Origin of the sequence: Tardiphaga sp. P9-11 (genome assembly GCF_008329525.1) — a bacterium.
In the GTDB taxonomy this organism is placed as follows: domain Bacteria; phylum Pseudomonadota; class Alphaproteobacteria; order Rhizobiales; family Xanthobacteraceae; genus Tardiphaga.
Genome location: NZ_NPKQ01000014.1, coordinates 31,491 through 45,746 on the forward strand (window position 1 = coordinate 31,491; position 14,256 = coordinate 45,746).

The window sequence follows — 14,256 nt, forward strand, 5'->3', positions numbered from 1 at the left end:
GCCAGTTAGATAGTCTCTGCCGAAATCGTCTGCCGTAGAGCGCACGATCCAAACAGAAGTGATTTAGCTGTTCAACATTTGGCCGTTGTCCCGGCTGAGCGAACTCAAGATTTTTATTTTGAATAACGCGAGATCGTGTTTCAGCTTCGGTTGATCGTTGGCACTTATGCGCCCGTTTTGCACCGCCAGCGGCATGACTTTGAGCAAACGCGCTAGACCGTGTTCTAAGAACGCTTCTCTGACCGGCAAATCTCTCGAGATCGAGAGGCATCGATTGAAAAGAAGGATTTTCGCGGATAGCTGCGGCTGCTTCGCCAAAGTAAAATCGCGACAAGCGGCTGCGAACTCCTCCTCCTGGACGTTCAATGAGATTCCTAGATAGGTGTGATCGCCGGCCACGTCATAGTCATCCTCTGGATCAGCTTAAACACTTCCGTTCACCGACGATCTTTTCAACGACTTTCGAGAGCTAGGCAGTGTATCGGTGCAGACGCCTTCGTAGATTTCAGCCGCCATACCGATGGTTTCGCCGAGAGTCGGATGCGGATGGATAGTCTTCCCGATATCGATCGCATCGGCGCCCATCTCAATGGCGAGGCAGATTTCCCCAATCATGTCGCCGGCATGCGGTCCGACGATCACGCCGCCGATAATGCGATGCGTTTCCTCATCGAAGATTAGTTTTGTCATGCCATAGGCGGCGCCTGACGCGATTGCTCGCCCCGATGCCGCCCACGGAAATTTCGCGCTCTTGCTGCGCCGGCCCAACGGTGCGACGCCAGCTGCACCTTCCATCTCTCCGACCCAGGCAATCTCGGGATCAGTATAGGCAACGTTCGGCACTAACTTGGCGTCGAAGAAGCTCTTGTGGCCGGCCGCAGCTTCCGCCGCCACGTGGCCTTCGTGCACGGCCTTATGCGCCAGCATGGGACCGCCAGCGACATCGCCGATGGCAAAGATGTGCGGCACGTTGGTGCGCATCTGCGCATCGACGGTCACGAAACCTCTGGCATCGCAGGCAATGCCAATGGTTTCGAGCCCGAGATCCGCACTGTTCGGCAGCCGGCCGGCCGACTGCAGGACCAGATCATAGGACCGGCTCGTGTCCTTCGCGCCGACGATCTGAACCGCTATGCCGTCAGGGCCCGCTTTGGCACTGGTGACGCTGGCGTTGAGATCGATAGCACCGAAGCGATGATTGTTGCGGCTTCGCCAGATCTTTATCGCATCGGGGTCAAGGCCAGCGAGCATGTCCGACAGGCGCTCGACCACGTCGATCCTGGCGCCCAGCGCGCTGTAAACCGTGGCCATCTCCAAGCCGATGATGCCCGCGCCGACCACCAGCATGCGCTCCGGAATCGCGTCCAATCGCAGCGCGCCGGTGGATGTGACGACGCGCTTGTCGTCCGGAAACACACCGAGCTTCACGGCCGACGAGCCGGTAGCGATGATACAGGAGTCGAATGCCATGCGATGCGTTGCACCCTCGGCCTCGGTGACGGTCAGGCATTGCGCGGATTCAAACTGCGCGACGCCGCGGATCACCGTGACATTCCGAGCGCCGGCCATTTGGCTCAAGCCGTCGGTGAGCTTCTTGACCGTGCCATTCTTGTACGCGCGGAGCGCGTCGAGGTCGATCACCGCTTTGCTGAAACGCACGCCCTTGTCGGAGATCCGCTCCGCTTCCTCCTTCACGGCGGCGATGTGCAGCAGTGCCTTTGATGGAATGCATCCGACATTCAGGCATACGCCGCCGAGAGTCTCGTGCCGTTCGACGATCGCGACCTTGAGGCCGAGATCCGCGGCGCGGTAGGCCGCTGAATAGCCGCCCGGCCCGCCGCCGATCACGACGAGGTCGAACTGCCCGCCGCCGCCCTCGCCGGCCGCTTTGACAGGGGCTCCGATCGGCTCATCGGCTCGCTCCGCATCGGCCGGGACCAGCGTGGCGATCGCCGTGCCCTTCGACACCTTATCGCCGACCTTCAGGAGCACGCTGGCGATCCTGCCTGCCGCAGGCGATGGAATCTCCAGGGTCGCCTTGTCGGACTCTACGGTGATCAGCGCCTGTTCGGCGGCGACGACATCGCCCGCCGCCACAAGTACGTCGACGATCTCGACTTCCTTGAAGTCGCCGATATCAGGGACTTCGATCTTAACGGTGCGTTCCATGATCGACCTCACAACGCATATCGCCGCAGGTCGCTGAGGACCGCGGCGATGAAGCCGAGGAATTGGGCGGCAGCGACGCCATCAACCACGCGGTGATCCCATGACAGGCTGACCGCAAGAATCGAACGCGGCTGGAATTCGGTGCCGTTCCAGACAGCCTCGGTGGCCGATCGTCCGGCGCCGAGAATGGCGACTTCGGGCGCGTTGATGATGGGCGTGAAGCCAGCGCCGCCGACGCCGCCGAGGGAGGAGACGGAAAAGCATCCGCCCTGCATGTCGCTGGCGGGAAGCTGACCCGCGATCGCCTTATCCGCGAGGGCGCGCATCTCCGATGCGATCTCCAGCAGACCTTTCCTGTCGCAGTCCCTGATCACCGGCACGACCAGGCCCTTTGGCGTATCGACGGCGAAGCCGACATGGACGTATTGCTTGAGTACCAGCTCGTCCTGTTCCAGCGAGGCATTGAAGCGCGGATATTTCTTTAATGCCAGCGCCGATGCCTTGATCAGGAAGGAGACCATGGTCAGTTTCGGTGCGCTCTTGTCGCTCTGGCCGTTGACGATCTTGCGGAACGCTTCGGCGTCAGTGACATCCGCTTTGTCGAAATTCGTGACATGAGGGATCACGTTCCAGTTGCGCGACAGGTTTGCGCCGGTCAGCTTCTGGATTCGCGATAGTGGCTGCCGCTCGATCGGACCGAATTTCTCAAAATCCACCTTCGGCCAGTCGAGCAGGCCTTGCCCTGGCGATGTCCCGCGCGGCGCGCTCAGGACACGCATGACGTGATTGGCGACGTCCTCGCGCAGGATCCGGCCCTTAAGCCCGGTAGGCGTCACGCCATTCAATGCCACGCCCAGTTCGCGTGCCAAGGAGCGCACCGACGGCGATGCATGCGCCGCCGATGCGATCGGCTGCCGCTGGGTGTCGCGGCTCTCCACCATCGGTGCGGGCGCGGCCGGCTTAGGCGCAGTCGGTGAATCGGGCTGCGCGGGGGCCGACAGTGTCTCAATGGGCTTCACCTGAGAGGTCGAGGCGGAGCCCCCCGCACCTTCCAGGATCATCAGCACCGCGCCCTGGGACACCCGGCTGCCGACCTCGATCATCAACTGCTTGATCTTGCCGGCGGCGGGCGACGGCACCTCCATCGTCGCCTTGTCGGATTCGATCGACAGCAAAGGCGTATCGATGGCGATCTGGTCGCCGACCGCCACATTGATCTCGACGATGGGAACGTCCTTGTAGTCACCAATATCCGGCAGGACCACTTCTACTGAATTGCTCATGACGCTGTTCTGACTAATTGATTATCGGGACCATGGCGAAACGACTTCGACGGTTATTTCGTAGCGCTTGATGGCATCAGCCACGCGCTTGCGGTCGATATTGCCTGCGCGTGCCGCGGCGGACAACGCGGCCAGGACAATCTGCTTGCGATCGACCTCGAAGAACGACCTTAGCGCTGCGCGCGTATCGCTGCGTCCGAAACCGTCGGTCCCCAGCACCATGTAGGGTGCCTCGATATACGAGGCGATCAACTGCGGATAGGCGCGCACGTAATCAGACGCTGCCACGACGGGGGTGCCTCCGGATAAACATTTCGATGCATGGCATTCGATCTGATCGGACAACGGATTGAGGCGGTTGTGCCGCTCGACGTCGCGTGCGTCGCGCGCGAGTTCGGAGAAGCTGGTGGCTGACCACACCTCAGATGCGATCTGCCAATCCTCCTCCAACATTTTGGCCGCGGCCAGAACCTCCGGCAGGATGGCGCCGGATCCGACGAGCCGCACCTGTGGCGATACCGTCTTTGTTGCAACTATCCGGTACAGCCCCTTGATGATGTCATCCTGCACGCCCGCCGGCATCGACGGCTGCGCATAATTCTCGTTCATCACCGTCAGGTAATAGAACTCGTCGCGCCCCTCCTCCAGCATGGACCGCATGCCGTGATCGACGATGGTTGCGACCTCGTAGGAGAAGGCCGGGTCATAGGCGCGGCAATTCGGTATTGTGGCCGCGATCACATGGCTCGAACCGTCCTGATGCTGCAGCCCCTCACCGCCCAGCGTGGTGCGCCCCGCCGTCGCGCCGATCAGGAAGCCGCGCGCACGCTGATCCGCAGCCGCCCAGATGAGATCGCCGATCCGCTGGAACCCGAACATCGAATAGTAGATATAGAACGGCAGAAGCGCGAAATTATGCACGCTGTAGGATGTCGCGGCAGCGGTCCAGGACGAGATCGCCCCAGCCTCGGTGATGCCTTCCTCCAGCAGCTGACCGTCGGTCGCTTCCTTGTAGTACAGCATCGAGCCGGCATCTTCCGGCTCGTAGAGCTGGCCGACCGGCGAATAGATGCCGACTTGGCGAAAGAGATTGGCCATCCCGAATGTCCGCGCTTCGTCAGCAACGATGGGAATGACGCGCGGGCCGAGCGTCTTGTCCTTCAGCAGGTTGGAGAACAGACGCACGATCGCCATGGTGGTGGATGTTTCCTTGCCGTCTCCGCGTAGTGCAAAGTCGCCATAAGACTGCAGTGGCGGCACGGCGAGAGCCTCAGACCGGCGCCGTCGCACGGGCATATAGCCACCAAGCGCCTCGCGGCGGGCGCGCAGATATTGCAGCTCCGCGCTGTCCTCCGCCGGCTTGAAAAACTCCAGATTCTCGACCTGCTGATTGGTGAGGGGCAGACTAAATCGGTCACGGAATGCATAGAGCGCATCAATGTCGAGCTTCTTCGCCTGATGCGAGGTCATGCGAGACTCGCCAGCCCCGCCCATGCCATAGCCCTTCTTCGTCTTGGCGAGAATTACGGTCGGGCGACCTTTAGTATCTTTGGCCGCTGCGAATGCCGCAAAGAGTTTTCGTAAGTCGTGGCCGCCGCGCTTCAAACCATCGATATCGGCATCGGACATATGCGCGACAAGTGCGCGAACCTCGGGGTCTTCGCTGAAGAAATTGGCGAGGTTATAGGCGCCATCTTTGGCTCCGAGCGTCTGATACTTTCCATCGACCGTTTCGGCGAACTTGCGCAACAGAGCATGCTTGCTGTCGCGCGCGAAAATGTCATCCCAGTCCGATCCCCACAAGACCTTGATGACGTTCCAACCGGCGCCTTGGAAGATCGACTCCAACTCCTGGATCACCTGGCCGTTGCCGCGAACCGGCCCATCCAAGCGCTGCAGGTTGCAGTTGACGATGAAAGTGAGATTATCGAGTTTCTCGCGCGCGGCGAGTGCGAGCCCGGCGATCGATTCCGGCTCGTCCATCTCGCCGTCGCCGAACACACCCCATACGTGGCGGCCGCGCGTCTGCACCAGCCCGCGATGTTCGAGATACTTCATGAACCGCGCCTGATAGATGGCGCTGATCGGCCCAAGGCCCATGGAGGCCGTGGGGACCTGCCAGAACTCAGGCATCAGCCAGGGATGCGGATAAGAGGCGAGGCCCGGGCCGCTTAGTTCCTGTCGATAGAGTTTTAGATTCTCGTCCGAAAGCCGCCCTTCGAGATAGGCGCGCGCATAAACCCCCGGAGACGAGTGCGGCTGGAAATAGACCACATCGCCCTCGGATTCGTCGGTCGATGCGCGGAAGAAATGATTGAAGCCGACCTCGAAAATCTCGGCGACCGACGCGTAGCTAGCGACGTGCCCTCCAAGCTCACCATAGGCCTTGTTTGCGCGAACCACCATCGCGAGCGCATTCCAGCGGATGATGGCGGTCAAGCGTGTCTCAAGCGCGACGTCGCCGGGATAGGGCTTCTGCGTCTCCAGCGGAATCGAATTGCGATATGGCGAATAGGGCGGCGCATCGGGCAACACCCCGATCTCCTTCGCACGCCGATCCAGTGCCGCCAGAATATATCGGACACGATCGGCGCCGGCACTTCGGTGGAGCGATCCGAGGGACGCCAGCCAATCGGCGGTCTCTATTTCGTCTTGATCGACAAGCGACGAGGTGACGACTTTGCGCGGCGGATCGATATGAACGGTCATTCGTCGGACTCCTGAAAAGCCCGTATTTGGTAGCATCGAGTACCGTGGCACTTGCTGCTGAATACCGACGCAATCTGGAAGATTGCACGCCTTACGTGGACGCCGGACGCCTCATTCAGCATTCTCTGCTGTTGGCCCATCTGCTGCGCGGAATTGCAGAACCGGTATTTTGCCGCAGATCGGCGCATCTCACGCTGCGCAGTTTTCAGTGACCTCGCGTTGCGGAAACGCTATCGTCGCTTGGCAAGGCCGCGCTAGGGCCAGACAGCGTCGACGAGTCACACAATGCGAATCGCGCCCGATCCCAAATACGATCCCGATTTTGCCCGCATGGATTTGCCCGATCTCCGGATCAATTATGATCCGGTCGATCCGGATCAGTTCGATCGCCCGATCACCTCGTTTTGCCTCGAGACGAGTGAGGACAATGACGATCTCCCGTTGCATTCACATCGAAAGGGCCAGCTGGTCGTCGCATCTCACGGCTCGGTGATGTGCAGAGCACCGGGCGGCTTGTGGATCGTCCCTCCGCAAGGCGCCGTCTGGATACCGGCCGGCATTCTTCACAGTAACTGCGTGGCCGACTTCGGCCGCATCTACACGGTGTTCATCGATCCGCAAGTCAGCATGCTGCCACGGACCTGCTGCACGCTCATGATCACGTCGCTAGTGCGGGAACTGATCCATCGCTTGTCCGTCTTCCCGCCGCTCTACCCATTGGAGGGGCCGACCAGCCGCCTTGGGCGAGTCTTGCTCGACGAGCTTGTTCAGATGTCGACGACGGATGAGATGTATCTGCCGATCTCCGCGGACAGTAGGCTTCAGCATCTCGCAGCGGCCCTACTGCAGAATCCCGGCGACCGCAGCACCATTGGTGAGCTGGCAGCACGATATGCAATGAGCGAGAGCACATTCGCCCGCCTCGTTGTAAAGGAGACGGGAATGACATTCGGGCGCTGGCGCCAGCGGCTGCAGATCCTCATCGCGATGCAGCGCCTCACGGCCGGCAGTTCTGTGCAGACGGTTTCGCTGGATCTCGGCTACGAGACGCCCAGTGCGTTCATTACAATGTTCAAAAAAACTATGGGAAAAAGCCCGCGGCGCTTTCTGGCCGAGCGAGCGCGTCTGATCAATCTTGAAACTCTGCCGTAACCCTCACGCTTCGCAGAACCCGGGCGCGGGCGGGCCCCACGATATTTCCATGGGGCCGCACGAACCGGCTTAGTTATCGCTTGCTATAGGGCGTCAGCGGATATTCGAGCGACGCTTCCGCGATGGCTTTCGGCGCCACCACGCGTGGTCTGCCTTGCAGGCCTTGCAGCATGACCATCGAACAGTTGACGTTCTGTCCGGTCTGATCGAATTTGGTGTTTTCGCCATACATTAGGACCGGCTTCATGTCGGTCGCCTTGAGCGCACTGTGAATGGCTCCCGACTCCGACGACGACGCCCGCTTCACCGCATCGCCTACGATCTGCACGGCCTCGAAGGCGCAGCCCGCATTCGCGTCGAACCAGTCATTGGGATAGTCGGTCGCGAACATCTTCATGATCTTTTCGGAATCGGCCCCCTTCGGATTGAGCCAGAGCGCCGACAAGATCGGACCATTGCCATATTTTCCAAGCGCATCGTGATAGGCCTTGTCGGACACGCCATTGGAATTGGGTGAGAACACCATCTTGGGATCCCATCCCTGCTTGATGCATTCGCGTGCGATCATGATCGCGTCGTTGACGCGGGTGACCGAGATCAACGCGTCAGCTCCCGATGCCTTGGCCTTAGCAACTTCGACGGATAGGTCTTTGGCCTTCTCGTCATAGGCGACATATTGCGCGATCTTGAGCGGAACGTTCACCTCTTTCCACGCCTGGTCAATACTCGCAGCCGTCGATTGTCCCATCGTGTTGTTGAGATGGAGGATGGCTGCGCTGGTCGGCGGATCTTTCAACGTGCCGAGCACAGACTTCAGCTCGACCAGCGACTGCCGCACGATGGTGAGCGAGGTCGGGTAGTAACGGAAGACCTGGGTAAACCCCTGCGAAGTCACCTGTGTCGCGCTGGCAATGTGAACGACCATCGGCACCTTGGCGGCTTCGCATGCCTGGAGCGCCGAGATGGTGGCACCGGAATCCCACGCGCCGATCAGCACGGTGCAGCCCTGCCGAATGAGGCTCTCCGCAGCGATCCGACCATTCTCGGGGCGGCTCTGCGTATCGGCATGAACGATCTCGATGTCGAGCCCGTATTTCTCGCGCGCGAATTTCGCACCGAGGTCAATTCCCCGAACACAGGCCTGGCCTGGAAAGGCGAGCACGCCGCTGCTGGGCATGATCGCCCCGATTTTCACTTTCGCCGTCGCCGCGACAGACGGCCAGGACGTCAGGCCGGCTGCAATCCCCAATCCACTTCCTACGATCGTCCGCCGTGTAATTCCGCCTCGCTTGGTCATATGAATGTCCTGCTTTGAAATGAGAAAGATTTGCCCGACTCGAGGGCGTACTGGGCTTGAATTTTTTCGACACCGACACCTTCATATCATCGACGCCGCCTAGTCTTGGGGGCATCGACGCATCCACGCTTGGCCGGCGTTGACGTCAAAGACCCATTTCCGCCCTGATCAGATTTTCTTCGGTTTCGTCATAGAGGGAATTGATCAGGGACTGATATCGCTCATGCAATTGCTTGCGGCGTTTCTTGCGTGTCGGAGTCATCACTCCGTTCTCTGGTGACAGCTCCTCCGGTAGGATGCGGAAGGCCTTGATTTGCTCAGCGCGCGCCAGCCTTCCGTTCGCCTTGCCAATCTCCGCCTCGATCAAGCGGTTAACGATTTCGGACTTTGCAAGATCTGAGTATTCTACGATCTTAGGATCGCGCAACTTCGCCCAGTCCATAGTCGCGGTCGCATCTACCTCGATCAGTGCGGTGAGATACTTCCGTCCCTCGCCGATCACCGCCGCTTCGGAGATGAACGAGCTATGCCGAATCTCGTTCTCGATCTGAGTCGGACTGATTGATTTTCCGTTCGAGGTGTTGATGATCTCCTTTTTCCGGTCGACCAGCTTGAATACGCCGTCGGGGGACACTTCGACGATATCGCCTGTGTAGAGCCAGCCATCGCGCAGCGCCGACTTGGTCTCGTCAGGCTTATTCCAATAGCCGGCGAAAAGACCCGGCCCGCGCACGATCATCTCCCCGTCCTCCAGCACCGCTGTCTCCCAGGCAGCGTCCGGCAAGGGAACACCTACGTTGCCAGAATGGGGCCACTCGGCCATCTGAACTAGATTGGCGCCGACCAGTTCGGTTTGTCCGTAGCATTCCTTCAGCTGCAGTCCCCATAGCTGCCAAAGCGACATCAGTTCGGACGGCATCGCTGCCGACGACGTGAATGCGACCTTCAGCTCGTCGAAGCCGACCTCCGCGAGAAGCGGCAGGAATACCTGCTCGCGGCAGGTGGAGAAGAGTTTGGAGACAAAAGCATCGAGCGCGCCTCCGGTCTGTCGGTCATCCAGGGCCTTACGCGCGACGGTCATGGCGAGAGGGTATCGCTGAACCCTCGTCTCCGTTGCAGCATGCGCCTTGCTAAGGATCTGAGTCGCGAACCGCTGATAGAAGCGCGGAGGCGCCATGTAATACGTCGGTTTCACTTCCTTGATCGTCTGAGCGAAATCCGCGGTCGTCTCGCCAAAATAGGGAACGACATTGGCAACGAGCGGCAGTACCGTTGCCTGTCCGCGCGCCACAGTATGCGACATCGGCAGGTGCACCACCACGCGATGCTCATCGTTACGCATGCTCGGCCCGAACAAGGTGACGCAATGGGCGCCAGCGAGAATGGAGAGATGGGTTAGCATCGCGCCCTTCGGATTTCCGGTGGTCCCGGATGTGTATCCGATGCTAACCAGATCTGAGGTCTTGGCCGCTGCGCTCTCCTTCTGAAGATATGCTGCGGGTTCGACGTTTTCCGCTCCTACAAAGTCCGCCATGGCTTGGACCGAAGCGCCTGCTTGGCCCTTCCATTCTGGGTCTAGGACAATGATGCGGCAGAACCTTTCAGCTTCGCCGGAGGCCAGCACCACACGCAGCTGCTGCTCACCGCCCACGAATACGAACTTGGCTCCAGAATCGCTGAAGTAATAGGCAACCTCTTCAGGCGAAGAAGTGAAGTAGACTCCGACCATGACGCCACCGGCGCACATGATCGCCATGTCCGCGATCAACCATTCCTGCGACGAATCGCCCATGATCGCGACCCGGTCGCCGCGCTGCAATCCAGCGCGTTGCAGAGCGTTGGCAAGATTGACCACGCGTTGGGCATAGACGCCCCATGTCACGCCCGCCCATGCTCCGTGACGTTTTTGCTGATAGGCAGTCTTGCCGGGCCGCTCCGCAAGCCGCGCAGCGAACAGCTGCGCAACCGTCGAGTCGGCCAGCTGAGCGCCGGAAGTGACCGCAGCGAGATTCATCTCATCGCTCCGCGAATCGCTTACGTTTTTCTGCGAACGCAGCAACTGCTTCAGCCCGCTCAGGCGACGCGAAGGTCAACATCTCGAGAGCCGCCGAGGTGTCGAGCAACAGATGAGTATACTGCTTGATGATCTTGTTGACGCTGTATTTCGTCCACACGATCGACTCTTTCGGGCCGCTGGCAAGCATCTCGGCATATTCGATCGCGACGTCGAGAACGTTCTTGTCCGCAATCACCTCGTTGATCATACCGATAGCCGCTGCTTTCTCGGCCGAGATGAATTCGCCGGTCATCAGGTAATGCTTGGCCCGCACCGGCCCCATAAGAAGTGGCCACATGATGGCGCCGCCATCGCCGGCGACCACACCGGCATTAACGTGCGTATCGGCAAATCGCGCGTTCGGGCTCGCATAGATCACGTCACAGAACAGAGCGAGCGTGGCACCAAGACCCACAGCAACGCCGTTGACGGCCGCCACGATCGGAACTTCCACTTCGAGCATGTTGCGAATGAGATGGCGTCCGCTTCGGGTCGGCGACGGAAGCACGCCTTTATCGAGCGACTTTTGATCGCCTCCCGAGCAAAATCCACGTCCCGCGCCCGTCAGAACGATGGCATTGACGGCCTTGTCGTGGTCCAGCTTGACGAAAACGTCTTCCAGCTCCTCATGCATATCCCAGTTGATCGCATTGAGAATCTCCGGCCGGTTCATCGTTACGATCGCAACGCCGGTGGGACGCTTCTCAACGATGAGATACTTATAGTCGTATTTCGACATCGATCTTTCCTTTCGATTAGTTCTGTGGCCGCATCAGACGGATCTTCCCGAGAATTTCCTCGGTAGGTCGCACCACATTGTTTCGGTCGTTGAAATGCGGAATGACAAAGCGGCCGACCATGTCGATCGCTTCCATGATCTTTTCATGCGGCACCGAGTCCATGTGCAGCAGGATTTCATCGACACCCATGGCCTCGAATTTCTCGAGCTGGCGGATGATCGTGTCGGGGCTGCCGCAAACCGTCGTGGCCGACTCGTTGACCAGATAGTCCCAGTCGTTCGCCGCGCGCTCCATGGAAGGAATGCTTTCGCTCATATACTTGTAGTCATCAGCGATCTTGGCGAGACGCGGATAGGCATCAGTCGAGATTTTCGCATAATGCATGAGCGGTCCGGCGTAATCCGCCTTGGCCTGCTCGTCAGTCCTGCCGATACCGATGAACAGCGGAATGCCGATGCGGGGGCGTTGCAGCGGTCCTTCCTCGTCGCGCTTCCAGTTGGACCGGTAAGTGTCGATCAGCTTCTGCTGGACCTCCCAGCCCTGATAGATGTTACTGCTCATCACAGCGAAGCCCTCGGACGCCGCCCAGACATGGCTGCGCTCGCTGGTCGCGGCGATGCCGATGACCGGATGCGGCTTCTGCAGCGGCTTTGGAACCAGCTGACGCGGCGGAATCTGGTAGTACTTTCCTTCGAAGGTGAAGATGTCCTCGCGCATCGACTTCTTCAGAAGCGCCAGGCCCTCTTCCATCTGTGCCAACGTTTCGTTCGGATCGACGTTGAACGCCCGCATCGCGATAGTTGTATTGGCGCGGCCTCCGTAGAATTCCATGCGGCCATTCGAGAGGATGTCAGTCACCGCAAGGCGCTCGGCAGAACGCAAGGCATGGTTGATGCGCTGGGGCATCAGCGTCACCGCCGCGCGCAACTTGACTCGGGAGGTCACGGCGGCGAGATAGCCGAATACGACCTCGGGCGCAGAGCTCGATATACCGCCCAGGGCGACGTGCTGCTCCGAAAGCGCGACGCAATCGAAGCCAACCTTTTCTGCCAGAAGCACTTCATCCACCAACTCGTGGAGTCTGCGCGAGTAGCTGTGGCCGACCTGGGTTTCCTGCTCAGACCAGAACCCAAACGTTAGTGCCATTTCTAGATCCTTTTAGATTTCGAGATGGCTCAGAGTTTCATAGGCGGAGCGACATTTTCGTTCGAAAGCTGCAGCGTGCCGCAAGTCTTTCCAAATTTTATGCCGTCAGGAGCCGGTTGATCTCTCCTGCTCCTTGAACGTATCGACGAGCAGATCTGCGATCGCGGCGAGACACGCCTCACCAATGTCGCGGCTCGCGCCGATCGGGCTTCCGATGATGCCGTTCTGAGAAATCGACCGAACTCCGTTTTTCCACATCAATTCGAGTTGCACCTGCGTCAGGGCACCAAGATGCCCGGCTTCGAACCGGTCCTGTCTCACGCTGTCCGGGCGGATCGCCATCATCAACGAGGTTTCGGCGATGTCGGCATGTCCGCCGACGGCGAGAGGATCTCCGCCCGCAGCCGCCACTGCATGACGCCAAGTGTCGATCCACAGCGTCGAGTCAGTGAACGCGACAATCTCTACATCCGGCGGCACCGATGCGCGCAGCCGATCGAGCATTCCCTTGATGACGGGAAAGTTACCGATATGACCGGAGAAGATCAGCAGCCGCTTGAAGCCATGCCCAGCAAGACTCGTGCAATAGTCCGTGCAGATCGCCTCGAGCGTTTCCGGGCGAAGCGACAGGGTGCCCGGAAACGGCAAATGATGAGCCGAACAGCCGACCTTGATGGTCGGCGCCACCAAGGTCTTGCCTCGGCTTCGCGCGACGCGCTCGCCCAAGGCGTCGGCATGATCCGCGTCCATGCTGAGCGCCAGATGCGGTCCGTGCTGCTCAATGGCGCCTAGCGGGATCATCACCGCCGTGTACCCCTGCGCCAGCGCAGCGCCGACGTCCTCGAAACTCATCTGCTCCAGATGGATTGCACTGGGATATTCCCGCGCCATCGCTCAGCCTTTGCTGTTCTTGGACAGAAACCGCGCGCGGGCCTCGGCCGAACTTTCTGCGGTGACATAGGCCTCAAGGTCGGCGACGGTCATGTCCTCAAGCGCCCGATCGTCCAACAAAGCTGTGCGGTTGAGCGATCGCTTGATGACATCGAACAGCTTGCGATCCTTCTGCCGCAATGCTCGGCAGACCTCCGTCGCACGCGGCGCCACCTCCTCGGTCCGAACGACTTCGTTGATCGCTCCGATCGCTTTGGCCCGCGTCGCGTCGATGAAGTCGCCCCAATACAGCAACTCTTGGGCCGCCCGCACGCCGAGTTTTTCGACGGCCCGGCGCATGCCCTTGGTCACGGGCAGGAGGCCGTGATTGATTTCGGGGAAGCCGACCTTGCACGCTTCATCGGCAACCACGTGGTCCGCATGCAGCAGGAACTCCAAAGCACCTCCGACCGCATAGCCGCGAACGGCGCAGACAATCGGGCCCGGATAGCTCTCCATCGTCACGAGCAATTGGTGGAAGAGCCGGATGCGCGGCCTTGCGACCTCCAACCCCACCACCTCCTTGATGTCTCCGCCGGCGCTGAAGAAGCGACTGCCGCTTCCGGTCAGCACGATTCCGGGAGGCTGCTCCTCCGCCGCAAAGCACTCGATCGCGTCCAGCAACAGGGCGATGAGCCGGGAATTCAACGCATTAGCCGGAGGCCTGTTCATGGTGATCGTGACCAGGTCACCATCGCGCTCGATCAGAAGGGACGCATCAGAGATCATGAGAAGATCCTCGGCAGGATACGGCAGGAGCTACCGCCGACATGA

Annotated in this window: 11 protein-coding genes; 1 reads left to right on the forward strand and 10 read right to left on the reverse strand. The window is 60.0% G+C overall.

Annotated elements, in window-relative coordinates; all coding sequences use genetic code 11:
* Positions 1-63 precede the first annotated feature (63 nt).
* From CIW50_RS27285 to mdeB, 4 genes are read right to left on the reverse strand one after another with little or no spacing between them, the layout of a single operon-like run.
* On the reverse strand, positions 64-399 hold the full coding sequence (locus CIW50_RS27285; RefSeq protein ID WP_149534297.1) for a hypothetical protein: 336 nt from the start codon (positions 397-399) through the stop codon (positions 64-66).
* A 24-nt stretch (positions 400-423) separates the two neighbouring features.
* Entirely contained in the window at positions 424-2,169 is a 1,746-nt protein-coding gene (gene lpdA, locus CIW50_RS27290; protein ID WP_149534298.1) for a dihydrolipoyl dehydrogenase, read from the reverse strand.
* Positions 2,170-2,177: 8 nt separating this feature from the next.
* Complete coding sequence (locus tag CIW50_RS27295; protein ID WP_149534299.1) at positions 2,178-3,452, reverse strand: 2-oxo acid dehydrogenase subunit E2; 1,275 nt, start codon at positions 3,450-3,452, stop codon at positions 2,178-2,180.
* A 21-nt stretch (positions 3,453-3,473) separates the two neighbouring features.
* Positions 3,474-6,161, reverse strand: coding sequence for an alpha-ketoglutarate dehydrogenase (gene mdeB, locus CIW50_RS27300; protein WP_149534300.1), 2,688 nt, complete (start codon positions 6,159-6,161; stop codon positions 3,474-3,476).
* 285 nt (positions 6,162-6,446) lie between these two features.
* Here mdeB and CIW50_RS27305 point away from each other — a divergent pair, with 285 nt between their 5' ends.
* Entirely contained in the window at positions 6,447-7,313 is an 867-nt protein-coding gene (locus tag CIW50_RS27305) for an AraC family transcriptional regulator (protein ID WP_246664479.1), read from the forward strand.
* A gap of 73 nt (positions 7,314-7,386) precedes the next feature.
* Here the strand turns inward: CIW50_RS27305 and CIW50_RS27310 are convergent, their stop codons facing one another.
* From CIW50_RS27310 to CIW50_RS27335, 6 genes are all read right to left on the reverse strand, one after another.
* Positions 7,387-8,610 (reverse strand): ABC transporter substrate-binding protein, encoded by a 1,224-nt coding sequence (locus CIW50_RS27310; protein WP_149534301.1) that lies wholly within the window; start codon positions 8,608-8,610, stop codon positions 7,387-7,389.
* A 145-nt stretch (positions 8,611-8,755) separates the two neighbouring features.
* Positions 8,756-10,624, reverse strand: a complete 1,869-nt coding sequence (locus CIW50_RS27315; protein WP_149534302.1) for an AMP-dependent synthetase/ligase — start codon at positions 10,622-10,624, stop codon at positions 8,756-8,758.
* A 1-nt stretch (position 10,625) separates the two neighbouring features.
* Positions 10,626-11,405, reverse strand: a complete 780-nt coding sequence (locus CIW50_RS27320) for an enoyl-CoA hydratase/isomerase family protein (RefSeq protein WP_149534303.1) — start codon at positions 11,403-11,405, stop codon at positions 10,626-10,628.
* Positions 11,406-11,421: 16 nt separating this feature from the next.
* Positions 11,422-12,552, reverse strand: coding sequence for an LLM class flavin-dependent oxidoreductase (locus tag CIW50_RS27325; protein ID WP_149534304.1), 1,131 nt, complete (start codon positions 12,550-12,552; stop codon positions 11,422-11,424).
* Between the two features lie 105 nt (positions 12,553-12,657).
* Positions 12,658-13,443, reverse strand: coding sequence for a creatininase family protein (locus tag CIW50_RS27330; RefSeq protein WP_149534305.1), 786 nt, complete (start codon positions 13,441-13,443; stop codon positions 12,658-12,660).
* Positions 13,444-13,446: 3 nt separating this feature from the next.
* Complete coding sequence (locus tag CIW50_RS27335) at positions 13,447-14,211, reverse strand: enoyl-CoA hydratase/isomerase family protein (RefSeq protein ID WP_149534306.1); 765 nt, start codon at positions 14,209-14,211, stop codon at positions 13,447-13,449.
* Positions 14,212-14,256: the final 45 nt, after the last annotated feature.